A 25,877-nucleotide genomic window follows, 5' to 3' on the forward strand; every position below is an offset into this window, starting at 1 on the left:
TAGTAGTGTCCTGGGCCACACAAGTGCCTGTCAAATCGGACACACCACACTCGCGCCGTCCGCGTCGACGGCCTGGCCTGGGCATTCCCGGAGTGGGAGAATCGGAGATCGACCGGCTCCCGGCGCACGACGCGACGAGCGGTCGGGAATCGTCGGTGGGCGGTCGAGGACCGCACGTCGGTGCGAGCGGACACGTCTGACGGAAGGCCGAGACGATGGACGACCTGGACACCCGGCACGCGCAGGTCCTGCTCGAATGGGACGACGGGCGCGCCGGCTACGGCCCCGGCGCGACGGTGCACATCGGCCGCGACCGATCGATGGACGTCACCCTCGACCACCCGGTGGTCTCCCGCGAACACGCGTTCCTGCACTGGGACGACGGGTGGTATCTCGTCGACTCCGGCAGCAAGAACGGGCTTTTCGTCGACGGCCGCCGGGTGGAGCGGGTCCGGGTCACCGGGACCGTCGTCGCCCGGCTCGGCGACCGGGCCGAGGGACCCGACCTCCGGATCTCCGTCGCCGAACCCGAGGCGACCCGCGAACGCAGATGGGGCCTGCTCGACCAGCTGACCGCGGTCCGCGCCGGCGAGACCCGCGGAGCGCTGCGCCGACCCCGCCCCGCGCCCCGGCCCGGCGACGTGTCGATCGGCCGGGCCGCCGACAACGCCGTCGTCGTCCCCGACGTCCTGGCCTCCCGGCAGCACGCGGCCCTGCGCACCGGACCGGACGGTCTCGAGATCGAGGACCTCGGCAGCGTCAACGGCACCTTCGTCGCCGGCACCCGGATCACCCGCGCCGCCCTCACCGAGGGCGACGTCGTGACGATCGGCAACACCGACCTCGTCGTCCGGGACGGCACCCTCGTCCCCCGGGAGAAGGTGGCGGCTCCCGCGACCGGCGGCCTGCGCGTCCGCGCCGTCGGGCTGACCATCGACGGGAATCGTCGACTGCTCCACGACGTCGCCCTGGCCGCGCCGCCCGGCACGCTCACCGCCGTCATCGGCCCCTCCGGCGCCGGCAAATCCACCGTGGCCAAGATCGTGTCCGGCACCGGCAACCCCACCGACGGGGTCGTGGAGTTCGACGGCCACAGCGTGCACGCCGAATACCAGGCCCTGCGCTCCCGGATCGGTCTCGTCCCCCAGGACGACGTGCTCCACCGGCAACTCACCGTCCGCGAGGCCCTCGGCTACGCCGCCGAACTGCGGCTGCCGCCGGACACCACCCGCGCCGACCGCGACGAGGTGATCGCCCGGGTGCTCGCCGAGCTACAGCTCACCGAGCACGCCGGCACCCGCGTCGACCGCCTCTCCGGGGGCCAGCGCAAGCGCGCGTCGGTCGCCCTCGAACTGCTCACCGGCCCGTCGCTGCTGATCCTCGACGAACCCACCTCCGGCCTCGACCCGGCGCTCGACCGGCAGATCATGACCACGCTGCGCCGCCTCGCCGACTCCGGCCGGGTCGTCCTCGTCATCACGCACTCGCTGTCCTACCTCGAACTGTGCGACCAGGTGCTGCTGCTCGCCCCCGGCGGCAAGACCGCCTACGTCGGGCCGCCCGGCGAGGTCGGCGCCGCCCTCGGCAGCACCGACTGGGCGGAGATCTTCGCCCGCGTCGCGGCCGAACCCGACGCGGTGCACGCCGAGCATCTCGCCCGCAGCGCGGCCGTCGACCATCCCCCCGCCGCCGCCCCCGGGCCGCTGGGCCGCCCCGCCCACACTTCCCGCCGCCGACAGCTGAGCACCGTCGCCCGGCGGCAGATGCGGCTGATCCGTGCCGACCGCGGCTACCTCGTCTTCCTGTCGCTGCTGCCGTTCATCCTCGGCGGGCTGTCGATCCTGGTGCCCGGCAGCGACGGATTCGGCCCACCGAGCCCGGGGGCGGAGCCCGGCGAGCTGGCATTCATCCTCATCCTGCTGATCCTCGGCGCCTGCTTCATGGGCTCGTCGCTCACCGTTCGGGACCTCGTCGGCGAACGGATGATCTACCACCGCGAACGCGCCGCCGGGCTCGCGCCCTCGGCGTACCTGATCGCGAAGATCGTGGTGTTCTGCGCCGCCGCGATCGTGCAGTCGCTCGTGCTGGTCCTCGTCGTCCTCGTCGGCAAGGGCACCCCCGGGCCCGGCAGCGTGATCCCCTCCGGCAGCGTCGAACTCGTCGTCGACATCGCGCTGACCACGTGTGCCTGCGTGGTGGTCGGCCTGGCCCTGTCGGCCGTCGCCCGGTCCGGCGAACAGGTGATGCCGCTGCTCGTCGTGACGGTCATGGTGCAACTCGTGCTCAGCGGCGGCCTGATTCCCATCACCGGGCGCGCCGTGCTCGCCCAGCTGTCGTGGCTGTCGCCGTCGCGCTGGGGCTACGCCGCGACCGCCTCGACCGCCGACCTGCGTGCCAAGGACCCGACCGCCGAGGCCGACGTGCTGTGGCAACACGCCCCGTCGTGGTGGCTGCTCTCGGCCGGGATGCTGCTCCTCCTCGGGATCGTCTACGCCACGTTCACCTACACCCGGTTGCGGCTGCGCGCCCGGTGAGCCCTCAACACCGCCACGAGGACCATCGACCTGGGAGGACGCTGACGTAGCCGATCGTCGGATCGGTCCTGGCGCGTACCTCCCACAGGAGGGTGTCGCGGATGGCGCCGACCTCGAGGCGAGCCGCCCGGCCGGCCACGGGCCGACTTGATCGCCGCGATCTTCGCGCTGAGCACCGGTGCGCGTCAGGGCCATGATGGCGTCGGTCCGGGCTCCTGTGATCGCGGTGCCCTAGAGCTTCCGTCGGTAGCGAGAGTGCCCGCCGCAGGCCGACACACCGTGAGGACCCGCCCAGCGCCTCCATGAGAATTGCGCCGGATTCCCATCCCCTCCGTCAGTTGCGGCCTGTCCGAGCACTCCCTGCTGCCGTGAGACAACTCGGGACTAGCAAACGTACGTACGTTTAGCGTAGTGTTGGAGACCACACCGACACCTGTACGGCTAAGGAGAACGATGTTTACTCTCGTCGACGCTATTCGTCGTAACGAGCGGCTGGTGCCTCAACGCGAAGCGATCTTCGACGGGACGCGGCGGCTCACCCATGGAGAACTCGCCGATCGGGCGTGGCGGATCGCTGCCGGCCTCCGGTTGCATGGTGTGAAGCCCGGCGACACCGTCGGTGTGCTGGCCGGCAACACTGCCTTCAGCATCGAAACGTTCCTCGGCATCGTGGCCGCCGGGGCTGCCTTCGTCCCGTACAACTGGCGGTGGGCCACCGAGGAGCTGACGCACGGCATCAATGAGACGGGCGCCCGCGTCGTCCTCGTCGGTGACGGATTCGACGCCGCGATCGCCGAGGTGCTGGCCGGAGGCGGCCTGAACGGGCCGATCACGGTCGTGCACGAGGGCGAGGAGTTCGACCACCTTCTGCGCTCGCAGTCGCTCCGGGATGTCCCGGTCGGCCCGTCGGATGCCGCCTGCATTCTGTTCACCGGCGGAACCACCGGGTTCTCCAAGGGCGTCGTACTCTCGCACTCGGCGATTCTGACCAACGCCGTCAACGAGATCGCGGACTGTCGGATCGGTGGCCGGGCGAACGACCGCGGCCTCGTCGTCACCCCGCTGTTCCACTCCGCAGCCCTGCTGTGCTGGTTCCTCCCGCATTACGTCACCGGCAACAGCTCGGTCCTCGTGCACAAGTTCGTGGAGGACGAGATTGCGGACCTCGTCGCCCGCGAGTCGATCACCAACATGTTCCTCGTGCCCAACATGATCCGGCGCATGCTCAAGGCGGGCACGTTCGACACCGACGGGTTCCGCAGCCACTTCAAGGCCCTGCACACCGGTGCCGGCCTGTTGCGCATGCCGGACAAGCTGGCGGTGTCGGCGCTGATCCCGGACGTCGAGCTGTTCTTCCGCTACGGACTCACCGAAGCCGGACCGATGGTCACCCGGCTGCAGCCCCACGACATGCTCCGGCCGGAGATCGACGGCTCGATCGGGACCGAGTACCTGCTCACCGAGGTCGAACTGCGCGATCTGTACGACGGCACCCCGGCCGCCGTCGGGGAGATCGGGGAGATCTGTGTCCGCGGTCCCAATCTGATGACCGGTTACTTCGGGCGTCCGGAGGCCACCAAGGAGGTGCTCGAGAACGGGTGGCTGCGCACCGGCGACCTGGCGGTCCGCGACGAGCAGGGCTACCTGTACTTCCGTGACCGGGCCAAGGACATGATCAAGACCGGCGGCGAGAATGTCTACAGCTCGGAGATCGAGCAACTGCTCCACACGCACCCGGCGGTCATGGAAGCGGCTGTCCTCGGTGTTCCGAGTGAGGAATGGGACGAGGAGGTACGCGCGGTCATCGCGGTTCGGCCGGGCCAGAGCGTCACGGAGGTGGAGATCTCGTCGTTCCTGCGCGAGCGCCTGGCGGGCTACAAGGTGCCGAAGATGATCGCCTTGGTCGGACCGAACGCCCTGCCGATGAATCCCAGCGGCAAGATCGTCAAGACCAACATCCGGGCGGCGATGGGCTGGTAACGGCACGTAGACGATCAGCCGAATGTCGATCGACTAACGTACGATTGTTTCTGAGATCGCTCGCCGGCCCCTTCGGGGACCGTCTACTTTACATCGGAGGGGCACAGTGACTCGAGCAACTCGGGTGACACGCGGCGGCGCGCGCACCAATGTCGCTATTCGCGAGGCCGCGGCCAAGCTGTTCTACGCGCACGGCTACGAGGCGACGTCGCTGCGCACGGTGGCCAGTGAGGTCGGCATCCAGGTCGGCAGCCTCTACAACCACATCAGCGGTAAAGAGGAACTCCTGACCGACATCATGGTGTCGGTCATGGACGAACTCCTCCAAGCGGTCCACGCCGCGCTCGCAAGTGCCGACGGCACGGCAGTGGACCGCTTCAAGGCTGCGGTCGATTGCCACATCCGCTACCACGCCGAACACGCGCGGGAAGTCTTCATCGGCAATTCCGAGCTGCGCTCGCTCAGCGACGGGGACCTCGAAGAAGTCCTCGCCAAACGCGCCGAATACGAGCGGTTGCTGCAGAAGCTGGTCAAGGACGTCGCCAAGGAGACCGGCGCCGACATCCTCGACGCCAAACTGCAGACCTACTCGATTCTGGCGCAGGGCGCACACGTGTCGTCCTGGTACAAGCCCGGCGGCCCCAAGTCGCTCGACAAGGTGGTCAACACCTACATCACGATGGCCCTGCGTCAGCTCGGCGTCGAGACCGCCGGCTGACCGACATACCGACTCGGGTCGACGAGTATTCGCGCACGTCGACCCGGCGGGGCCGCCTGTGCTGGGCCGCTCCGCGGGGCGTGCCGGTATGCCATGCCGCCTAGACCTCGACCGTGCATCGCAGCGGAGGCCTTCGTTCCTGCTGTTGCGAAAGTCTCTGTTCGAGAGTGAATTTCACCAGATCTGAGCCGCCTTTGCGATTGCGGCATCGAGCTCGTGACGGGCTCACGCTCTCCTCGAGCGAGGTGGTTGACATTTGCTGTCGTTCAGATCACACTCTAAGGAAACAAACGCACGTACGTTTGTTGCCACTCACCCGATACCGGCAGTGAAGTACATCGAGAGATTGGGAAACTCAATGAGCCGCTTGGAGGGCAAGGTCGCCCTGATCACCGGGGCCGCACGCGGCCAGGGACGTTCACACGCACTGGGACTGGCGAAAGAGGGCGCTGACATCATCGCCATCGACATCGCCGACCAGATCGGCAGTGTGCCGTACCCGATGGCCTCGCTCGAGGACCTGAAGGAAACGGCACGGCTGGTCGAGGAACTGGGCCGCCGCGTAGTCACCGCCCAGGCCGACGTACGCAATCTGCAGCAGATGCAGGCCGCCGTCGCCGACGGCCTCGCCGAATTCGGCAAGATCGACATCGTCTGCGCCAACGCGGGCATCATCTCGGCCAACAAGGTCCTGGACCTGACCGAAGAACAGTGGAACGACATGATCGACACGAACCTGACCGGTGTCTTCCACACCGTCAAGGCCGCGGTCCCGAACATGGTCGAGCGCGGAGAGGGCGGCTCGGTGATCTTCACCGGATCGACCTCGAGCCTGAGTGGATACCCGAACGTCGGCCACTACGTCACCGCCAAGCACGGCATCGTCGGCCTGATGCACACCCTCGCGAACGAGCTCGGCCCCAAGGGAATCCGGGTCAACGCGGTGCACCCGACGAACGTCAACACCAAACTGCTGCAGAACGAGACCTTCTACGGGCTGTTCCGACCCGACCTCGAGCACCCCACCCTCGAGGACTCCCGCGATGCCTTCGCCACCATGCACTCGCTGCCGAACATCCCGTGGGTCGAACCCATCGACATCACCAACGCGATCATCTTCCTGGCCTCCGATGAATCGCGCTACATCACCGGAATCAACCTGCCCATCGACGCCGGCGCCAGCCAGAAGGTCGGCGGCTGACACTCCCGGATCCCGCGGTCGGGCGGCATACAGCCCGACCGCGGGAACCCGGTTGCCCGGCACCAGCACGCTCTCGCCGTACCCTGCGTCACCCGGTTCAACGCGCGTGACACCCACGTACTGCCCGCACTTCGGCCGACACGCCGGGGTGCGGGCAGTACTTCTTTCACGTGCCTTCGTCGGCCGTCAGACTCGCCGACGTGGTCCGGACCGGGCCGCAGCCGCCGCGCAGGGAAGGGACAGGCCAGCGGTCCTCCGGAAACGCCGACCGAGTGAAGTGGTGGGCTTGTGGCTCACGCACAACGAAATCCCGGACCCTCGTCGCTCGAGGGCCCGGGATTTCGTGGCCGAGCACGGCGGTCGCGGTGTCAGAGCGCCATGCCGCCGTCGACGGGCAGAACCACACCGGTGGTCCAGTCGTCTTCGAGTGCGAAACGCGCGATCCACCGCGCGGTGTCGAGCGGGTCGCCGACCCGCCGCAACGGAATCGCGGCTGCGCGCTCGCGTAGGAGGGTCGACTCCTGCTCCGCGCTCATCCCGGCCGACCGGTAGATCGCCGTGGGTGTCGGCCCGGGAGCCACGGCGTTGACCCGCACCCCCGCCGGTGCCAGCTCGAGCGCCCAGCACCGGGTCAGATGCGCCACCGCCGCCTTGGAGGCGGCGTAGTGCGCATTGCTGACGGTCGGCTTGAGGGCGACCGAGCTGGCCACGTTCACGATCGAGCCCCGGCTACTCTCGAGCGCCGGGAGCAACGCCTGCGTGACGTGCGTGGTTCCGAGCACGTTCACTTCGAACAACGAGCGCACCGATGCCGCACTGACCTCGGCGAGCGGCCCGGCCAGAAACACACCTGCACAATTGATCACGAAATCAATTCTCTGCCAATGGTTCTGCGCGGACACGGCGGCCGAAGCGACTGCATCGGCATCGGTGACATCGACGGTACGAGCTGCGACATGGTCGCAGTCGGCCAGGTCGGACAACGCGTCAGCGCTGCGGTCCCACGCATCCACGCGGGCGCCGTGGTCGACGAGCATCTCGAGGCATGCGCGGCCGATCCCGGTGCCCGCACCGGTGACGACTCCGGTGAGCCCTTCCCGCCGCGGGGCGAGCACCGGGCCGCTCATACCGGGGTGACGCCGTTGCGGCGGGCGGGGGCGGTGCGGTCCCGCTTGCGGTAGAGGGCGAGGCGCTGGGTGAGTTCGTTGCGCAGCTCGTTTGCGGGCACGACGGCTTCGACGGCGTTCTCGTTGGCGATCTTGAACACGTCGATCCCGGCGGCGTACTCGGCCTGCTTCTCGGCGATGAACGCCGCGCGCTCCTCGGGGTCCTCGATGGCCTGGATGCGGTTGTAGTGGATGCCGTTGACCGCGGCATCCGGGCCCATCAGCGCGGGCTTGGCCGTCGGCAGCGCGATCAGGGCGTCCGGCTGCATCGGGGCGCCGGACATCGCGAGGTAGCCGCCGCCGTACGCCTTGCGCAGCAGCACGGTGATGCGCGGGACGCGGGCTTCGGAGACCGCGAAGATCATCTTCGCGCCGTGCCGGATGATGCCCTGACGTTCGACCTCGGAGCCGATCATGTAGCCGGCGATGTCGACCAGGAACAGGATCGGGATGTTGTAGGCATTGCAGATCCAGATGAACCGCGCGGCCTTGTCGGAGGAATCGGGGAAGATCACCCCACCCTTGACGGTGGGCTGGTTGGCGACGATGCCGACGCTCTGCCCGTTCAAGCGGGCGAATCCGGTGACCAGTTCCGGGGCGAACAGGTCCTTGTACGGGAAGAAGCTGGCGTCGTCGACGAGCGAGTCGATCAGTTCGTGGATGTCGAAGATCTCGGACTCGACCTCGGGGACGATCTCCTTGATGGTCCGGGCGCCGGACGGGTCGGCCGGTGCGGTGACCGGCGGTTCCTGTTGCCAGTTCGACGGCAGGAACGACAGCCACACCCGCACGGCGGCGATCGCTTCGGCGTCGTCTTCGACGAGGACGTCGGACAGACCGGAGACGGTCGAGTGCATCTCCGCCCCGCCCATTTCCTCGAGGGTGACGTCCTCACCGGTGACCATCTGGGCCAGGCGGGGGGAGCCGAGGTAGGCGGTGGCGTGCCCACGGACCATGATCGTCAGGTCGCACAGCGCGGGCACGTAGGCCGAGCCGGCGGGGGAGGGGCCGAACAGGGCACAGACCTGGGGAACGCGGCCGGAGATCTGGACCTGGTTGTAGAAGATGTTGCCCCACGCGCGGCGGCCGACGAAGCTCTCGAACTGTTCGTCGATGCGGGCGCCGGCGGAGTCGAACAGGTACACGATCGGGGTGCCGGTGGAGTCGGCGAGTTCCTGCGCGCGGGTGATCTTCTCGAAGGTCCGCTTGCCCCAGGTGCCGGCCTTGACGGTGTAGTCGTTGGCGATCACCACCACGTCACGGCCGTCGACCTTGCCGACCGCGGTGACCACGGCGTCGCCGGGCAGACCCTCGTCGAAGCGGGCCAGTAGGCCGTCCTCGAAGGACCACCCGTTGTCGAAGAGCAACTCGAGCCGGTCGCGGACCAGCATCTTGCCGGCCTCGATCTGCTTCTGACGCTGCTTCTCCGAGCCGCCGAGCTGGGCCGCGGCCAGGCGGGCGTCGAGTTCTTCGTGCGGCCCCACCGGGGCGGTGGTCTTCTGGTCGAGAATGTCAGTCATGATCTTTCCAAACTGTTTGGGAGGTACTGGATTGCCAATCGACGGTGCTGTTCATCGGTAGCTGAACAGCAGGGAGGCGCCACCGTCGATCACGGTGGTGGTGCCGTTGACCCCGCGGGAGGAGCGGCCGGCGAGGAAACCGATGACCGCGGCGACGTCCTCAGGGTCGAGGATGCGCCCGGTCGGGGTCTTGGCCGCCATCCGCTCCGCCGCAGGTCGATCGAGCATCGGGGTGACCATCGCGCCGGGAGCGACTGCGTTCACGGTGACCGTGGTCCCCCAGAAGTCGAACAGCAACGAACTGGTCAGGTTGATCAGCGCGGCCTTGGAGGCGGCGTAGGCGGGGTACTCGTAGCCGCGGGTGCCGGCGAACGAGGCGCAGTTGATCACCCGCCCGTATTCGGCGGCCCGCAGATCGTCGGCGAAGGACTGGGTGAGCAGGAACGGGGCGGTGACGTTGACGTCCATGACCTGCCGCCAGGACGCGGCGTCGGTGTCGGCGAGATGGGTGCGGTGCAGGATGCCGGCGATGTTGACCAGATGTGAGACCTGACCGAGGTCGGCGTGCACCGCCTCGACCAGGGATTCGGCCGCCGACTCGGAGGTGATGTCGACCCCGTAGGCAGCGCTGGCCACCCCGTGGTCGCTCAGCTCGGTGGCGGCGCGCTCGGCGGCGACTTGGTCGATGTCGACACAGGCGACCGCCAGGCCCAAGTCACCGAGCGCCGCCGCGGTGACCGCCCCGAGCCCGCCGCCGGCGCCGGTGACGACCGCGACCGACGACCCTGCTGGTGTGGCCATTTCATTCACCTGCCGCCATGACGGTGGCCAGGGCGGCACCCGAGGCCACGACCTGGCCGACCTTCACCTGCAGGGACTCCACGACACCGGTGATGGCGGCGCGGATCGGGTTCTGCATCTTCATCGCCTCCAGGACCATGAGCACCTGGCCCGCTTCGACCCGGGCGCCGACCTCGACGTCGATCTGGGCGACCGTGCCCTGCATCGGGCTCTTGACCTCACCGCTCGCCGCGGCGCCACCGCTTCGCTTCTTGCGCGGCCCGCCGCTCGCGCCGGTCGCACGCCGGGCCGGGGCCTCGGCCGCCGGGGCGCCGGGAACGGCTGCCGTGGCCGGTGAGAAGAACGGGATCACATAGCGGCGGTCACCGACCCACACCTCGTTGCGGGGCTGGATCTCCTCGTCCTGGTCCTCGGCGTCGTCGGTGTCGGGGTCTTCGACCGGCGGCAGCATCGAGGCGAGGTCGATGTCGCGTTCGAGCCAGTTGGTGTGCATGGCGACATTGCGGAAGTCCTTGTGCGCAATAATCTGTCGTGCGGCCGGGACCGTGGTGGGAACGCCGTCGATGACCAGTTCGTCCAAGGCGAGGGTCAGCCGGTCCAGGGCTCGGTCCCGGCTGGGTGCCCACACGACGAGCTTGCCGACGAGGCTGTCGTAGTAGGGCTGGACCTCGTCCCCGGATTCGTAGCCGCCGTCCCAGCGGACACCGGCCCGGGTCGGCGCCTTGACGGTGGCGATCGGGCCGGGACTGGGCATGAAAAGCGCGCCCCGGGTGTCCTCGGCGTTGACGCGGACCTCGATCGCATGCCCGCGCGGGGCGGCACCGGACTCGGTGATCGACAGCGGTTCCCCGGCGGCGACGGCGAGCTGTTCGGCGACCAGATCCAGACCGAGGGTCATCTCGGTGACCGGGTGCTCGACCTGGATGCGGGTGTTCATCTCCAGGAAGTAGAAGGCCTCCCGGTCGGCCTCGACGAGGAACTCGACGGTGCCGGCACCGACGTAGCCGACCTGTTTGGCCAGACGGACCGAGGCTTCGCCCATGGCGCGGCGCAGCTCGTCGGACAGGCCCGGAGCGGGAGCCTCCTCGATCAGCTTCTGGTGCCGGCGCTGGACCGAGCAATCGCGGTCGCCGATCCATACCGCATTGCCGTGGGTGTCGGCGAAGACCTGGACTTCGACGTGGCGGGCACTGGACAGGTACCGCTCGAGGTAGACGTCGTCGCGGCCGAACGCGGCGGCCGATTCCTGCTTGGCCGAGGCGAACGCCGATTCGGCGTCCGCGGCCGAGGCGACCATCCGCATGCCGCGGCCACCACCACCGTAGGTGGCCTTGATCGCGACCGGATAGCCGTGCTCGTCACCGAACGCGATCACATCCGCCGCGGAGGCGATGGTGCCCTGCGAACCGGGGACCTGCGGGACGTCGGCCTTCGCGGCGATCTCGCGGGCGGCGATCTTCGATCCCATCACCTCGATCGCCGACGAGGGTGGCCCGATGAAGAACAACCCGGCGTCCTCGACGGCCTTGGCGAAGGCGGCGTTCTCGGCCAGGAAGCCGTAGCCGGGGTGCACGGCCTGTGCGCCGGTGCTTCGGGCGGCCTCGATGATCTTGTCGATCGCCAGGTACGACTCGGATGCCGACGCAGCGCCGAGCAGCACCGCTTCGTCGGCCAGCCGCACGTGGAGCGCCTTCTCGTCGGCCTCCGAGTACACGGCGACGCTGGCGATGCCGGCCTCTGCGCACGTGCGAATGATGCGGACCGCGATTTCGCCGCGGTTGGCGACGAGGACCTTGGACAACATGCCCGGACTCCTTGGGGGTGTGGATATCTGTGCCGATGGACGCCCCGGTGTGGGGTCGCCTTCGTAGGACCATGCCGTTAGACAAACAATCGTACGTTCGCTTACGGTACCGTCCGATGTGGTAACGGTCAACGATGGGTCCCGTCCCGCCTGCGCGGGTCGGGGGTCGACGCCAAGGAGGACGCGGACGGTGATTGCCTCTGCCGAACAACTGGAATTGCTGGTCGACGCTCTGCGGGTGACTTCCGCCGGAGGCAACCGGTTCCGTGGACCGACCGCGGCGCGCAAACTTCCGCGGCTCTTCGGTGGGCAGGTGCTCGCGCAGGCCGTGATGGCGGCCGGGGCGACCGTGCCCGACGGCCGGTATCCGCATTCGCTGCACACGCTGTTCCTGCGCGGGGGCGACCCGCATACACCCGTCACCTACCAGGTGATGATCCTGCGCGACGGCCGCTCGTACAGTGCCCGGACTGTCGTCGCCACCCAGAGCGAGGACGTGCTGGCGACCTTGCAGCTGTCGTTCGCGACCGAGCAGGAGGGGCCGGAGCACCAATGGTCCGCGCCGCTGCCGGAGGCGGCGCCGGAGGGCCTGCTGCCACTGCACGAGCGGCTCGAGTCGGAGAGTGCGGTGTTGCCCCCGTGGTGGTCGCAGCCTCATCCCTTCGATGTCCGCTTTCTCGAGCATCCCGAGGCGCTTGCCGCGGCCGGAACCCGGAGTCCCGAGCAGCGGTTCTGGGTGCGTGCCGCCGCCGGTGTCCCGGACGAACCGTTGCTGCACACCGCCCTGCTGGCGTACGTCAGTGACCTGACCCTGCTCGATCCGGCGCTGCTGCCGCACGGGCGCTCCTGGTACGGCAACCGGGTCATCGCCGGTGCCAGCATCGACCACGCGATGTGGTTTCACCGCCGGTTTTCGATGAACGACTGGATGCTGTGTCGACAGACCAGTCCGATCGCCACCGGTGGTCGATGCCTGTGCACCTGCGACTTCACCACCGAGGCGGGTGCGCGCATCGCGTCGGCCTCTCAGGAAGGGGTCCTGCGTGAACCCTGACCGCGACGAAGTGCCCGTCAGACCGGCACGATCTCCGACTCGGACGCGAGGAACCAGGTGATGGCGCCGATGAACTCTTCCTCGTGCTCGCGAACCGCGTCGGCCTCCGGCGAGGAGAACGCCTGGGCCACCGCGGCGACCGAGGGGAACCACAGCTCCGCCATCCCGTCGTACGCCCATCCCTTGCGATGCTCGATCGTGGGGTTCTGCACGTAGCGCTCGAGTTCCGGGAGTTTCCAGACGTATTGGGGATGCTCGACATTCCAGTAGCGGAGGAATTCGGCGCGAGAGAGTTCGGGCTTCGAGGTGATCAGCGCAACGATCTTGACGGACATGCACTTTCTCCTTGTGTCGGGTCGGCCGAAATTCGACGACCGATCGGGAATGCGCGGCGGCGTTCGACCGGAAGATCCGCAGATTCCTCGTCGAACGCCGCCGTGGATGATCAGTGCGTGAGGGTCTTCGTCTTGTCCAGACCCGCCCCGGTCAGGGCGCGGACCTGAAGTTCGTCGAAGGCGGCGTCGTCGGCCGGCTCACGGCTGAGGTAGCTGCCCACGATGCACCCGAGGAAGCCGGCGGGCACCGACAGCAGGATCGGGAATGCCAGCGGGAACGGAGCGGTGGTCGACAGCGAATCCGACAGCAGCGGCGCCAGGCTCGGCCAGACGAGGGGGCCGGTCAGGATCAACGCGAGTGCGGTGAGCAAACCCGACAGCGCGCCGACCACGGCCCCGAGGGTGCGCATCCGCCGCCAGAGCAGCGTCATGATCAGGACGGGGAAGTTCGCACTGGCCGCGGTGGAGGTCGCCAGCGTGGCCAGGAAGGTGACGTTCTGGGTTCCGCCGATGGCGAGGGTGGCCCCGACGGTGACGATCACCAATGCCACCGCGGCGATCCGGCCGACCGCCATCTCCTCCCGTTCGGGCCGGTGGAACGTCTTGGCCCACAGGTCGTGGGCGATCGCGCTCGAGGCACTGAGCACCAGACCGGCCGACACCGCGAGCAGCGTGGCGATCGAGACCGCGACCACCAGCGCCAGCAGCAGGTCTGACGCGAATCCGTCCCCGCCACCGAGCCAGACGGTCAAGGCGGGCAGGGCGAGGTTGCCACCCTTGCCGGCGATTTCCTCACCGCCGGTGCCGAGGGCGGCACGCGCGGAGATGCCGAGGAAGGCGATCAGGACGTTGAATCCGCCGATCAGGCTGATCGCCCAGATCGCAGACTTGCGGGCCTCGATGGCATCGGGGACGGTGAAGAACCGCATCAGTACGTGGGGCAGGCCCACCGCGGACAAGGTCACGGCCACCGCCATGGAAATGATGTTCCAGGGTCCCTTGAAGGAGTTGCCGGTGGCCAGGTAGTGGTCGCCGAATTTACTCTGTGAGATCGCCTGCTCGATGATGTTGAGCGGGTTGGGATCGATCCGGACAAGGACCAGGATCACCAGCAGCGCAACGACGGTCATCAGGGCCACGGCCTTGATGATCTGCAGCCACGTGGTGGCGAGCATGCCGCCGAAGAGCACGTAGGTCAGCATCAGGACCGCGGCGATCACCACGCCCCAGGAGAAGTCGATTCCGGCGAGTGCTTCCATCAGCACCCCGCCCGCCACCATCTGGGCGAGGAGGTAGAAGATGCAGATGAACAGCGTCGAGATCGCCGAGACGATGCGCACCGGACCGGACCGCAACCGGGTGGCGAGCGCGTCGGCGAACGTGAAACGACCGAGGTTGCGGAGTTTCTCGGCGATCAGGAACATCACCATCAGGAAGATCCCGCAGGCGAAGATCGCGTAGACGATGCCGTCCATGCCGTAGAGGTAGGCCAGCCCGGCATAGCCCAGCAGGGACGCCGAGGACAGGAAGTCACCGGCGATGGCGGTGCCGTTCTTGCGTCCGGTCATACCACCGCCGGCCGTCCAGAACTCCGCCGACGTCTTCGTACGGCGCGAGGCGAAGTAGGTGGCCACGAAGGTCGTCGCCAGCAGCAGGACGGTGACGACGACGGCGGTGGTGTTGAATCCGTCAGACATTGCTCGTGACCTCTCGCTCCCGAGAAGTGGTGGGGGCGTCCAGCACGGCCGCGGCCAGGGTGTCCCAGTGACGTGCGCGGCGCACATACCAGGCTCCGAGCCCCATCACGGTTGCGACGTAGGTCAGGGACAGGATCAGCCCGATGCTCAGGCCCGGCACGGGACGCTTCGCGACGATTTCCGGCGCGAATGCCGCGAATCCGACGAGTGTGCAGAACGCCACCGCGAAAACGCTCCAGGCGACGGTGAAGAAACTGCGGCGGTCACCCCGCAGGCGGAGCATCGCCGGATCCGACCAGAGCCGACTCCAGTCGACGGCGGTCTCGGTGGGAGTCATGGTCACCCTTTCTCGTGATGGTCGGCGCCTTCTTTCGCGCGTGTACCGCGAATTCGCGACGAGCGAGGGCGGGACCGGTCGCGGTGTGGGACCGAAAGGTCCGCTACGCCCTCTGTAATGGGCATCACACATCTTATACGAACGGGTGTTTGTTTGTCTAGATCGAGCCCGAAGCCGGTTGACCCTTGGAAAAACGTTCGTTCGTTTGTATGGTGGGGTGAGTGACCAGGTCACACGCGACGACGGCAACACCTCGAGACCCCGAAGGGCGCCGTCACCTCGAGTTGGAGGAGTCCCATGATCGGAAGCGGCACCCTGCCGGACACCACGGAGCAAGCGGATCTACGCGAGATGGTGCGCGAGATCATCGAGAGGTACGCACCTCCGCAGCGCGTCCGGGAACTCGACGACGCCAACGCCTTCGACCTCGAGCTGTACCGCGCCCTCGGGGAAGCCGGACTGATCGGACTCGACGCCCAGGCCGACGGCGTGACCGGCGCCGACCCCCGACACCAGATCATCGTCCTCGAGGAACTCGCCGCCGGCCCGACCTCGACGGCGGTGTGCCTGGTCGTGCAGTACATGGGCGTCGGCCTGCTCACCGAGTACGGCACCAACGAGCAACGCCGCACCGTCCTGGCCCCGCTCCTGGACGGCCGCGAGCGGGTCGCCTTCGCGCTGACCGAACCCGACGGCGGCACCGACGTCGCCCGCGTCATGCGCACCCGGGCGAAGCAGTCCGACGGCGGCCGGTGGGTTCTCAACGGCGCCAAGACCTGGATCTCCGGCCCACAGCACGCGAGGAACCTCATCGTTCTGGCCCGGACTTCGACACCGGAATCCTCGCCGATCGACGGCATCACCATGTTCGTGGTCCCCACCGACACCGCGGGGATCACCGTGAAAGAACTCGACACCTTTGCCATCCACAGCCTCGACACCTGCGAGGTGAGCTTCGACAACGTCGAAGTCGACGCCTCCGCCGTGCTCGGGCACGTCGACCAGGGGTTCCGGCAGGTGCTCGGCACCCTCAACGGGGAGAGACTCAATGCCGCCGCCGCCGCGCTCGGAATCGCCCGCGGCGCCCTGGACGCCGCCGTCGACTACGGCCGGCAACGGCAGGTATTCGGGCGCCCCGTCGGCAGCTTCCAGGTCGGGCAGCACCGACTCGTCGACGGCGCCATCGCCATCGAAGCGGCTCGGGCGCTGATGCTGCAGGCCGCTGAAGCCACCGCCACCGGCAAACGCGCCGACATCCTCAGCGCCATGGCCAAAGTCGCCGCCTCCGACGCAGCCGTCGCGGTCACCGACGCCGGCATGCGCCTGATGGGCGGATCCGGGTTCAGTAAGGAGTACCCCATGGAGCGGCTGTTCCGCGACGCCCGCCTCTACACCTTCGCGCCACTGACCAACGAGATGCTCCGCAACCACATCGGTGAGAAGTACCTGGGACTGCCGCGGTCGTTCTGACCGCACCGATCACGCCCCCACGCAGAAAGAAGGATCACTCATGACCGCTATCACCCCGTTCGCCGACGCCCTCAACGCCCTGCCGCCCCTGGCCTCGCGCTACGTCGACGTCGATGCCCTGCCGTGGCGGCCCTCCGGATATGACGGCATCGACATCAAGGTGCTGCTCAAGGACGAAGAGAGCGGCCTGCTCACCGCTCTGTTCCGCTGGCAGCCCGGATCGGTCCTGCCCATGCACGAGCACGTCCGGATCGAGCAGACCTGGGTGCTCGAGGGCAGCATCGTCGACGAGGAAGGCGAGGCCACGGTCGGGAACTTCTCTTGGCGGCCGCAGGGCAACCAGCACCGCGCCTCCTCGCCGAACGGCGCCCTGGTGCTGTGCTTCTTCCTGACTCCCAACAAGTTCCTCGAGGGCCCGAACGCCGGCTCCACGCTGGAATGACCGCCACATCCGACCCGAGGAGTTCGTGTTGTCCCAGCCCACCGTTCATCGCACGCGGCTGTTCTCACCGCTGACCCTGCGCGGTGTGACCTTCCGCAACCGCCTGTGGGTGGCGCCGATGTGCCAGTTCTCCGCTGACGACGGCATACCCGACGACTGGCACCTGGTGCACCTCGGTTCCTTCGCCAAGGGCAAGGCCGGCCTGGTGCTCACCGAGGCGACCGCAGTCAGCCCGGAAGGACGGATCAGCCACAAGTGCACCGGACTGTGGAACGACACGCAGCTGAAGGCGTTCGCCCGCATCAATCGCTTCGTCACCGAGCACGGATCGATCCCCGGCATCCAACTCGCGCACGCCGGCCGCAAGGCCTCGGCGCACGTGCCCTGGGAGGGCAACGGCACCGTTCCGGTCGGCGAGGGCGGCTGGGAGACGGTCGGTCCGTCCGCAACGGCCTGGGGGGACCAGGCCGTGCCGCGCGAGATGACTGTGGCCGACATCGCGAGGGTGGTCACCGACTTCGCCGACGCCGCCGCCCGTGCCTTCGCCGCAGGATTCCGGGTCGTCGAGATCCACGCCGCACATGGGTACCTGCTTCACCAGTTCCTGTCCCCGATCACCAACCGGCGAACCGACGGCTACGGCGGAGACCCCGACCGCCGCGCCCGGATGCTGCGGGAGGTCGTCGCCGCGGTCCGCGCGGTCTGGCCGGAGGAGTTGCCGTTGTTCCTGCGGATTTCCGCCACCGACTGGGTCGAGGACGGCTGGGACGTCGACGACAGCGTTGCACTGATCCGCTCGCTCGAAGGTTCCGGGATCGACCTCGTCGACGTCTCCAGCGGTGGTCTGACCCCCGAGCAGCGGATCACCGTCGGACCGGGATACCAGGTGCCCTTCGCCCGCCGGATCCGCAGCGAGACCGCCCTGCCGGTCGCGGCCGTGGGGCTGATCACCGACTCCTCCCAGGCCGAGCAGGTCCTCGTCGACGGAGCCGCCGACGCGGTCTTCGTCGGCCGGAACCTGCTGCGCGAGCCGATGTGGCCACTCAAGGCGGCAAAGGAACTCGGGGTCGAGGACACGCTCGACTGGCCGGCCCCTTACCGGTCCGCGCGCTACCGCGGCAACATCCCCTGACCCCTGGTGGGCACGATCGTTGACAGCGGCGGGGGCCCACCCGGTACCGTAGAAGAACAATCGTTCGTATGTGGTAAGCGTGTCGGGTCCGCAGGGCCTCCGAGCGCCCCAGGCGGCGACCACGGCCGCATCATCGTCTCGTCGCTGCCAGTGGTCGGGTGTTCGCCGAGCAGCTCTACCGAGAAGGAGATAAAGATGTCCGAGACCAACCCGAGTCGTCATCAGCTGCTGATCGACGGCAAATGGGTGGATCCGGTCGAAGGCGGCACCGTCGACGTCTTCAACCCGTCGACCGGAGACAAGCTCGCCGAAATCGCCGCCGGCGGTCCGCGCGATGTCGAGCTGGCGGTGCAGGCCGCACGCCGGGCGTTCGACGACGGCCCGTGGCGGCGGATGCCGGCCGAGGCTCGTGCTCGCATCCTGCACCGCTTCGCGGATCTCATCGAGGCCAACGCCGACGAGATCGCCCTCATCGACACCCAGGACTGCGGAAAGCCGTACGCATTCATCCGTGACATCGATCTGCCGAACATGGCCGATCTGCTGCGCTACATGGCCGGGTGGACCACCAAGCTCGAGGGCCGCACCATCCCGCTCTCGCGCCAGAACCCCGGAGACTTCTTCTCCTACACCCGCCGGCAGCCCGTCGGCGTCGTCGCCCAGATCATCCCCTGGAACGGTGCAGCACTCGCCGCGGTCTGGAAGCTCGCCCCGGCGCTGGCCGCCGGATGCACAGTGGTGCTCAAGCCCGCCGAACTCGCGTCTCTGGCCCCGCTGCGTCTGGCGGAGTTGGCCGTCGAAGCCGGTGTTCCCGACGGAGTGGTCAACGTGATCACCGGAACGGGCGCGGACGCCGGGGCCCCGTTGGCCGGTCATCCCCAGGTCGACAAGGTCGCGTTCACCGGCTCGGTCGAGACCGGCAAGAGGATCGTCGTCGCGGCGGCATCGAACCTGAGCAAGCTGACCCTCGAACTGGGCGGTAAGTCCCCCAATGTCATCTATGACGACGCCGACCTCGACATCGCCGTCGACGGTGTACTGGGCGCTGTCCTCTACGCCCAGGGGGAGGCCTGCACGGCCGGGTCGCGGCTGTATGTGCACCGCAACATCTACGACGAGGTGCAGAACCGCATCGCCGCCAAGGTGCCGGAAATCAAGATCGGCCCCAGCGCAGAGCGCGGGGTGCTGGTCGGCCCGATGATCTCCGACCAGCACCGCTCCAAGGTCAAGACCTACGTCGAGGGCGCACTCGGTGACGGAGCCGAGATCATCGCCGGTGGCGCCCAGACTCGCGAGCCCGGTTACTACCTCGAGCCGACCGTGCTGGGGGGAGTCGACGACGACATGACCATCGCCCGGGAGGAAATCTTCGGTCCCGTGGTGTCGCTGATGCCGTTCGACGACGAAGCCGAGGTGCTGCGCCGCGCGAACGACACCACCTACGGCCTGGCGGCCGGAGTGTGGACGACCAACGTCGGCCGGGCCCACCGCTTCGCCGAGGCGGTCAACGCCGGTGCGGTCTGGGTCAACTGCTACAACGTCTTCGATGCCGCGTTGCCGTTCGGCGGATTCAAGCAGTCCGGTTGGGGTAAGGAAATGGGCGGCGAAGCCCTCGACGGCTACCTGCAGAGCAAGGCGGTCACCGTCTCGCTCGCCTGACACCGTTCGAAGCGCCCGCAGACGCCCGGCTGGCACACCAGCCGGGCGTCTGCGTGTGCTGTGGCCGTACCCCGGTTCATCCCCCCACCGGAACGTTATGAGCTGGCCCGGTAGGCAATCCCGGCTGTGACCGTTGACACGGCAAGCGAGATCAAACTAACATACGTACGTTCGCTTAAGGCGTTGTCGGATCCATCCCGCGCCACCGCATGCCATCCGTTCCGGGTGCCCAGCACGGTCGATGCACCACATACCGTGTGCACTTCGGTCCGTCGAACCCGTCCCGACGGCGCCTTTTGCCTTGTCGGCGGCGTCCCAGATACAGGAGCCACGTCATGACAACGTTGACGCTCACCGGCACGCGTGCGACCTACACGCGCGCACCCCTCTACAGCTGGTGGGTCCTGCTGGTCAGCCTGCTGTGCTTCATGACCTGCTTCATCGGCCTGAACACCGTGGCGGTGTTCGGCACGGTCATCCAGGACGACTGGGGAATCAATGCCACCCAATTGTCCTTGCTCACCACCGCATCGATGCTCACCTTCTGCGTGGTGCCGGTCTTCGCCGGCAAGTGGGCCGCTCGTATCGGGGTGAAGAAGATCGTCGTCATCGGCCTGCTCTGCAACGTCGTTTCGGGGCTGTTGATCCCATTCGTCGGTGAGTCCTACACGGGCATGCTTGTGCTCCGTCTGCTCCTGGGCTGCTGCGGCGGCGTGATGAATGCGTCGCTGGCCACCCACGCCTCCTTGTGGTTCCCCAAGAACAGGCGCGGATTTGCCACCGGTCTGCTGATGGGTTTCCTCGGCGTCGGCTTCTCCATCACCTCGTTCGCCGGACCACTGCTGACTGACAGCGGCATGTCGTGGGAGACTGCGTCGATGTGGCTGACCGTGGTCCCGAGCATCGCCTGCGGTGCGTTGTTCGTGCTCACCGTCAAAGACTTCCACCAGTCCCACCCCGGTGTGCCGTCGATGGACGCTCTCGTTGCCGAACCCGTCGGACTCCGGCGCCCACACTCGACCCGCTTCGACGCATTGCCCAAGCCGGGGTCGCTCGCCGAGGCGCTCCGCAGCTCCCGCATCTGGTGGTCCTCTCTCTACGGTGCAGGCACCGCGATCACCCTCTACGGGCTCGCCTACGCCCTGCCGCTGTTCCTCGAACAGGACCGGGGAATGACGCTGCTCGAAGCCTCCGCGATCATCGGCGTCACCTTCATGTTCAAACTGGTCGCCGCCCCCATCGGGGGGTTGATGTCGGACCGGCTCTTCCGCGGTGAACGCTTCCAGACGAACATGATCGGCGCGGGCCTGGCCGGAATCATGGTCGTGACCCTGCCCGGGATCCCCGCGAGCACTCTGGGAATCTACCTGTGCATCATGTTCCTGGCGGCCTCGCTCTACGGTGGCACCTACTGGGCGTGGGCGGCGGAACTGTCGCAGCCCCGGGCGAACTACCAGACAAGCGGACTCATCGTCACCGTCAGCAATGTCGGCGCCGTTCTGGCCGCCCCGATGCTGGGACTGATCATCGACGCCACCGGCAGCGCCACCTACGCCATGGTGACGATAGGTGTCCTCGGCCTGCTGAGCGTGGAGTGCGCCCGCCGCTCGCGGCTGTAGACCGCCCTCCCCCTGGCCGTCCATCCGCGAGACCGCGTACCCTCCGATGCACCATCCTTGCAGGCGGATCCCGAACGCTCTCCGATTCCGGACGGCTCACACTACGGCAGCGCGATCCCGGAACCGGCGAGCTCTCCCGCGCAGTCGGCGAGTCGTGCTCGACCACACCCGAGTCACCTTCCGCATGACGCAACGAGCGCGGAGGAAAGGGCTCGGACCGCGATCCGGTCCGAGCCCTTTTTCCATCGATGTGAGGAAGTCAGCGGATGGTCCAGCTGCCGTCCGCAACGTAGACCGCGCCCCTGCACGAAGCTCGTCTCGTCGCTGACCGGGAACAGCGCGACATTTGCCAGTTCCTCGGGCTGCGCGTGCCGGCCGACCGGGGCACTATGCAGCGCCTCGACGACCGGCAGATCCTCGTTGTGCAAGATCTCCTGGGACATCACGGTTTCCACCGCAACGGGCGCGATCGGTCATGATCGTGGCCGACAACGTGGAGCCGCCGTCGAAGGGGCGACACGAGCGCACTGATGGATAGGCGCCGCGCCATATCCGCCGCGGACCGGATGCGCCACAGGTGCGGGGCGACGGAGGTGCCCGTAGCCCGCACGGACGACCCCGGCCTCGCTCGGGCGAGGCCGGGGTCATCGAACAGGGATGGCCGTCAGTCGCGGAAGGGCTGCTTGACCCAGCCCTGGTCCCAGTTCGACACTTGGTGGGTACGACCGCGCAGCTCCTGGAAGTACCAGGCGCTCTCGCGCTTGACGAACTGGTCGGTGTAGTTGATCGTCAGGATGACCGCATCTTTCTGGGTCGGGTCCTGGCTGTTCTCGATGGTGCACAGGCACAGCAGGTAGAAGTACCCCGTTGCGCTTCGACCGTCCTTGCTCAGGTCGATGCGGGGGGCGATCATGTAGTGCTGAGCCCAGGTGATCTTGCCGGACAAGGCCCTGAAGTGGGCCTTGATCTCCTCGTGGCCGGTCATGGAACCGCCTTCGCCGTCCACGACCCACCGGCCGTCCTCGACGAACAGGCTGGCGATGCCTTCCGGGTCGTAGCTGTTGTCGCAGAATCCGGCGTAGCGGTACTTGAGCTGTTCGATTGCGCGGACATCCTCGAGGCGTGTCAATCGCTCGGCGAGCTCGCTGACGCTCACATCCGTGGTTGTAGTGTTCATGACTACGAGTCCTCCTGTGAGGGTTGGTTTCTGGTCATGTGGGTAGTTAGGAGATCTGCGCTAGAACCTTGGAGACGGTTTCGAGGTTGCGCATGCCTTCGCCCGGATTGTCGGCGGGATCGACCCACAACACCGCCCGCTCGATGCCGAGCTCCCGATAGCTGTCGAGTACGGCCGGATCCGGGGGTGCCGACGCCACCGCGATACCCACCGAATCGGGATCGCGTCCAGTTTCTTCGACGAGTCTGCGGAACTCGGACACGCTCTTGGTCAGCGTGGGATCGTCGGCGGGGGGTACGACATACCAGGCATCGGCCCACTCGGCCGCATGCTGCATGGTGGTGGGTCCGGCACCACCGAGATAGATGCGTGGGCCGTTCGGTTGTGCCGGCTTGGGCCACGCCCACGAGGGGGCGAGGGACGCGCGCTGTCCGTCGTAACTCGCCTCCTCCTGGGTCCACAGTGCCTGCATGACCTTGAGCTTGTCGCGTACGGTCGAGTAGCGCTGCTTCCAGACGACGCCGTGTGCCTCGGCCTCCTCGACGTTCCACCCCATACCGACACCGCAGATGACGCGGCCGCCGGAGAGGTGGTCGAGGGTGGCGATCTGCTTGGCCTTGGCGATCGGGTCGTGCTGGGCGAGCAGGCAGACGCCGGTACCGAGCATGATCGTCCGCGTGTGCGCGGCGATCATCGACAGCGTGACGATCTGGTCGTAGGTGCGCAGGTAGAACCCGGGTAGTTCGGGCCCGCCATAGGAAATCGGGTAGTCGGTTTTCCGGGACGCCGGGAAGTGCGTGTGTTCGGGCACGAACAGGGACTCGAATCCGTAACCCTCCGCGGCCTGCCCGAACTCGATGGGGTCCGGACCTTGATCGGTGAAGAAGTAAACTACGCCCACATCCATGACGGGCTCCTAACTGACGTGTCTGCGTGTAAGGACGCCGACGAATTCAGGCGTCGCCGACGACGACGTGATCTTCGAGGACCACCACGTAGTGCTTGCCGATGAAGTTCTCGACGTCTGCCAGGGCCGCCTGACCGGCCTCGGACGCCCATCCTGCCTCCATCGCCTCCGCGTTCTCGTAATCGAGAACGGCCAGGCCGTCGATCCCGAATCCGTTGTCGGGTTCGGTGGCACCTTCCTGGGGAACGACGTGCTGCTGCACGTAGCGGATCACGCCGGGCACCTGGGCGGCGAGGGGAGCGTGCTTTTCCCGCCAGTACTCGTCGAACTGGGCGAACGACATACCCGGCTTGCGTCCGATCAGTGCGATCGTGCGGACCGGCCCACCGTTGACTGTCATTGATCTTCCTTCTCTGTTGGGGTCTTGTCGAGGGGAATGCGGATCGTCAGCCGGGGTACTTTGCGAGCATTCCGGCATCGACGGGCAGGGCCGTGCCGGTCACGTACCGGGACTCGTCGCAGGCCAGCCACAGGACGGCCTCGGAGATGTCGGCGGAGTCCACCCACGGCACGGGGAGCAGATTGATGCGACCGAGGACCTCGATACCGTCGTCGAGAGTCGGATTCTCAAGGTCCGGTCGGAAGATCTTCGCCGCCGTCGGGTTGTCGATCATGTCGGTCCGGACGTTGGTCGGATGCACCGTGTTGACGCGGATGTTGTGCGGAGCGACCTCGTTCGCTACCGAGCCGACCAGTCCGACGAGGGCATGTTTGGCGGCGCTGTAGTGCGCTACGTGCGGAACGCCGCGAATGCCGGCGATGGAACTGATCGCGATGATCGACCCGCCCCGGCCACCTGCGATGATGTGCGGCAACGCCGCCTTCATCGTCTGCCAGACACCGGTGAGGTTGATGTCGATGAGGGTGTCCCATTCGGCGCGGGTGAGTTCCCAGGAGGGTTTGGCGGCACCGAGAACGCCGGCGTTGGCGACGACGATGTCGACTCGTCCCAGCTCGGTGGCGGCAGCGGCGACCGAGTCGATCATCGACTCGTCGCGGACGTCGGCTTCGATCACGACCGCCTTGCGGCCCCGCTCTTCGACCAGGCGGGCGGTCTCTTTCAGATCCGCGTGGTCCGGCATCGCGTAGCTCACCTGGTCGATCGGGCGCACCGAGTCGAGCAGAATGAGGTCGGCGCCCTCACCGGCGAGAGTCAGAGCGTGCGACCGGCCTTGCCCGCGGGCGGCGCCGGTCACGAACGCCACCTTGCCGTTCAGTCGCTGACCGATGTTCGTCATGAAAGATCCTTTCCGGGAATCAGACGGTGGAGGATGTGGCGCAGGTCCAGTTGCTGTGCTCCCACCGCGACGGCGATGACCACGGCCTGGACGAGGAACTGGGTGGAGGACGGGGCGCCGAGGGAGAGCACCAGCTGGGTGAGCTGGCTCAGGAACAGGGCCCCGACGGCCGTGCCGATGATGTTGCCGCGGCCACCGGTCAGGGCGGTACCGCCGACGACGACCGCTGCGATGGCCGGCAGGAGGTAGCTGGTGCCGGCATTGGTGTTCGGTGTGCTCACATACCCGGCCAGTAGGACCCCCGCACCGCTGTAACACAGCGCTGCGGCGACATAACCGCTGATCTTGATGCGTGCGGTACGCACCCCGGCCGCGTGGGCGGTGCGTTCGTTCGAGCCGACGGCAACCACGCGGCGTCCCCAGGCGGTGCGGCTGGTGGCGAAGACGGTCACGAGCATCAGTGCGAACGCCAGCCACACCGTGTTGGAGACACCGAGGTTCTTTTCCAGTGCGAAGTCGGACACGCTCTGCGGGGCGCGGGTCGGTGTGCCTCCGGAGTAGGCCAGGGCGGCGCCCATCAAGATGGCATTGACTGCCAGGGTGGCCACCAGGGGGGTCACCGAGAACGCCGAGACGACGATGCCGTTGACCAGTCCGACGACAACGGCGATGGCGGCGACGAGGAGCAGCGCGGTGAGGATGCTGCCGTGGTCCTGGGCGTATTGGCTGCTGACCAGGGCGGCCATGGTCATCATGCCGGGCAGCGACAGGTCGATGCCCTTGAGCATGACCACGATGGTCTGCCCGATCGCGGCGATCGCCAGGATCCCGGCGAAGGGCAGCAGCGAGTCGATCGCGCTGCCGGAGACGCTGCCGGGTGCGATGAGCCAGCTGAAGCCGAACAGGGCCACGGTGATCGCGATGACCGAGGTGGTGCCGTTCCAGGTCGGCGTCCAGCGGCGCCGCCCGGAGCCCGTCGGTTCGGTATCCGGGAGTGCTTGTTGTGCGTGCAGTGCGCTCACGGCG

At 67.6% G+C, this 25,877-nt stretch carries 23 protein-coding genes; 10 read left to right on the plus strand and 13 right to left on the minus strand.

Going from position 1 to position 25,877, the window contains the following annotated elements:
* The first annotated feature begins 215 nt into the window (after window positions 1-215).
* The 4 genes from ACWPOB_RS00460 (at window position 216) to ACWPOB_RS00475 (ending at window position 6,433) form a co-directional block, all read left to right on the plus strand.
* The gene (locus ACWPOB_RS00460; protein WP_455399540.1) at window positions 216-2,534 is read left to right on the plus strand and encodes an FHA domain-containing protein; all 2,319 of its coding nucleotides are present in this window, start codon (window positions 216-218) and stop codon (window positions 2,532-2,534) included.
* 453 nt (window positions 2,535-2,987) lie between these two features.
* Window positions 2,988-4,514, plus strand: a complete 1,527-nt coding sequence (locus tag ACWPOB_RS00465) for a class I adenylate-forming enzyme family protein (RefSeq protein WP_455399541.1) — start codon at window positions 2,988-2,990, stop codon at window positions 4,512-4,514.
* 106 nt (window positions 4,515-4,620) lie between these two features.
* Window positions 4,621-5,232 (plus strand): TetR/AcrR family transcriptional regulator, encoded by a 612-nt coding sequence (locus ACWPOB_RS00470; RefSeq protein WP_455399542.1) that lies wholly within the window; start codon window positions 4,621-4,623, stop codon window positions 5,230-5,232.
* Between the two features lie 358 nt (window positions 5,233-5,590).
* Window positions 5,591-6,433 (plus strand): mycofactocin-coupled SDR family oxidoreductase, encoded by an 843-nt coding sequence (locus ACWPOB_RS00475; protein WP_072636626.1) that lies wholly within the window; start codon window positions 5,591-5,593, stop codon window positions 6,431-6,433.
* A 368-nt stretch (window positions 6,434-6,801) separates the two neighbouring features.
* On the opposite strand, the gene ACWPOB_RS00480 is transcribed toward ACWPOB_RS00475, so the two are convergent.
* From ACWPOB_RS00480 to ACWPOB_RS00495, 4 genes are read right to left on the minus strand one after another with little or no spacing between them, the layout of a single operon-like run.
* Window positions 6,802-7,560: an SDR family NAD(P)-dependent oxidoreductase gene (locus tag ACWPOB_RS00480; protein ID WP_072636627.1), complete on the minus strand. Its 759-nt coding sequence runs from the start codon at window positions 7,558-7,560 to the stop codon at window positions 6,802-6,804.
* Entirely contained in the window at window positions 7,557-9,119 is a 1,563-nt protein-coding gene (locus ACWPOB_RS00485; protein ID WP_455399543.1) for an acyl-CoA carboxylase subunit beta, read from the minus strand. The genes ACWPOB_RS00480 and ACWPOB_RS00485 overlap by 4 nt, the downstream gene beginning before the upstream one ends.
* A gap of 51 nt (window positions 9,120-9,170) precedes the next feature.
* Window positions 9,171-9,920, minus strand: a complete 750-nt coding sequence (locus ACWPOB_RS00490) for an SDR family NAD(P)-dependent oxidoreductase (RefSeq protein ID WP_455399544.1) — start codon at window positions 9,918-9,920, stop codon at window positions 9,171-9,173.
* 1 nt (window position 9,921) lies between these two features.
* The gene (locus ACWPOB_RS00495; protein WP_455399545.1) at window positions 9,922-11,724 is read right to left on the minus strand and encodes an acetyl/propionyl/methylcrotonyl-CoA carboxylase subunit alpha; all 1,803 of its coding nucleotides are present in this window, start codon (window positions 11,722-11,724) and stop codon (window positions 9,922-9,924) included.
* Window positions 11,725-11,914: 190 nt separating this feature from the next.
* Between ACWPOB_RS00495 and ACWPOB_RS00500 the strand changes: the two genes are divergently transcribed.
* Window positions 11,915-12,778 (plus strand): acyl-CoA thioesterase, encoded by an 864-nt coding sequence (locus tag ACWPOB_RS00500; RefSeq protein ID WP_455399546.1) that lies wholly within the window; start codon window positions 11,915-11,917, stop codon window positions 12,776-12,778.
* A gap of 17 nt (window positions 12,779-12,795) precedes the next feature.
* Here ACWPOB_RS00500 and ACWPOB_RS00505 read toward each other — a convergent pair whose 3' ends face one another.
* The 3 genes from ACWPOB_RS00505 to ACWPOB_RS00515 form a co-directional block, all read right to left on the minus strand.
* Window positions 12,796-13,113 (minus strand): EthD family reductase, encoded by a 318-nt coding sequence (locus ACWPOB_RS00505; RefSeq protein WP_003938661.1) that lies wholly within the window; start codon window positions 13,111-13,113, stop codon window positions 12,796-12,798.
* Window positions 13,114-13,223: 110 nt separating this feature from the next.
* Window positions 13,224-14,810, minus strand: a complete 1,587-nt coding sequence (locus tag ACWPOB_RS00510) for a solute symporter family protein (protein WP_455399547.1) — start codon at window positions 14,808-14,810, stop codon at window positions 13,224-13,226.
* Window positions 14,803-15,147: a DUF485 domain-containing protein gene (locus ACWPOB_RS00515; protein ID WP_072636634.1), complete on the minus strand. Its 345-nt coding sequence runs from the start codon at window positions 15,145-15,147 to the stop codon at window positions 14,803-14,805. The genes ACWPOB_RS00510 and ACWPOB_RS00515 overlap by 8 nt, the downstream gene beginning before the upstream one ends.
* Before the next feature lie 297 nt (window positions 15,148-15,444).
* On the opposite strand from ACWPOB_RS00515, the gene ACWPOB_RS00520 reads away from it, so the two are divergent.
* The 5 genes from ACWPOB_RS00520 (at window position 15,445) to ACWPOB_RS00540 (ending at window position 21,469) form a co-directional block, all read left to right on the plus strand.
* On the plus strand, window positions 15,445-16,617 hold the full coding sequence (locus tag ACWPOB_RS00520) for an acyl-CoA dehydrogenase family protein (RefSeq protein WP_455399548.1): 1,173 nt from the start codon (window positions 15,445-15,447) through the stop codon (window positions 16,615-16,617).
* A 40-nt stretch (window positions 16,618-16,657) separates the two neighbouring features.
* Window positions 16,658-17,059, plus strand: a complete 402-nt coding sequence (locus tag ACWPOB_RS00525; protein WP_054372319.1) for a cupin domain-containing protein — start codon at window positions 16,658-16,660, stop codon at window positions 17,057-17,059.
* A gap of 28 nt (window positions 17,060-17,087) precedes the next feature.
* Window positions 17,088-18,191: an NADH:flavin oxidoreductase/NADH oxidase gene (locus tag ACWPOB_RS00530; RefSeq protein WP_455399549.1), complete on the plus strand. Its 1,104-nt coding sequence runs from the start codon at window positions 17,088-17,090 to the stop codon at window positions 18,189-18,191.
* Between the two features lie 195 nt (window positions 18,192-18,386).
* Window positions 18,387-19,850, plus strand: a complete 1,464-nt coding sequence (locus ACWPOB_RS00535; RefSeq protein WP_455399550.1) for an aldehyde dehydrogenase family protein — start codon at window positions 18,387-18,389, stop codon at window positions 19,848-19,850.
* A 335-nt stretch (window positions 19,851-20,185) separates the two neighbouring features.
* Window positions 20,186-21,469 carry an MFS transporter gene (locus tag ACWPOB_RS00540; protein WP_455399551.1) on the plus strand — a complete coding sequence of 428 codons (1,284 nt, stop codon included), beginning with the start codon at window positions 20,186-20,188 and terminating at the stop codon, window positions 21,467-21,469.
* Window positions 21,470-21,642: 173 nt separating this feature from the next.
* Here the strand turns inward: ACWPOB_RS00540 and ACWPOB_RS00545 are convergent, their stop codons facing one another.
* From ACWPOB_RS00545 to ACWPOB_RS00570, 6 genes are all read right to left on the minus strand, one after another.
* Window positions 21,643-21,912: a hypothetical protein gene (locus ACWPOB_RS00545; RefSeq protein WP_455399552.1), complete on the minus strand. Its 270-nt coding sequence runs from the start codon at window positions 21,910-21,912 to the stop codon at window positions 21,643-21,645.
* Between the two features lie 221 nt (window positions 21,913-22,133).
* Window positions 22,134-22,646: a nuclear transport factor 2 family protein gene (locus ACWPOB_RS00550; RefSeq protein WP_455399553.1), complete on the minus strand. Its 513-nt coding sequence runs from the start codon at window positions 22,644-22,646 to the stop codon at window positions 22,134-22,136.
* A gap of 46 nt (window positions 22,647-22,692) precedes the next feature.
* Entirely contained in the window at window positions 22,693-23,553 is an 861-nt protein-coding gene (locus ACWPOB_RS00555; protein WP_455399554.1) for an LLM class F420-dependent oxidoreductase, read from the minus strand.
* Between the two features lie 46 nt (window positions 23,554-23,599).
* Window positions 23,600-23,953 (minus strand): EthD domain-containing protein, encoded by a 354-nt coding sequence (locus ACWPOB_RS00560; protein WP_455399555.1) that lies wholly within the window; start codon window positions 23,951-23,953, stop codon window positions 23,600-23,602.
* 46 nt (window positions 23,954-23,999) lie between these two features.
* On the minus strand, window positions 24,000-24,851 hold the full coding sequence (locus tag ACWPOB_RS00565; RefSeq protein WP_455399556.1) for a mycofactocin-coupled SDR family oxidoreductase: 852 nt from the start codon (window positions 24,849-24,851) through the stop codon (window positions 24,000-24,002).
* A complete protein-coding gene (locus ACWPOB_RS00570; RefSeq protein WP_455399557.1) occupies window positions 24,848-25,873 on the minus strand; it encodes an ABC transporter permease in 1,026 nt (341 codons plus the stop codon). Before ACWPOB_RS00570 ends, ACWPOB_RS00565 begins: the two co-directional genes overlap by 4 nt.
* Between the last annotated feature and the right edge of the window lie 4 nt (window positions 25,874-25,877).

It is taken from the genome of Rhodococcus sp. 2H158 (assembly GCF_053764755.1).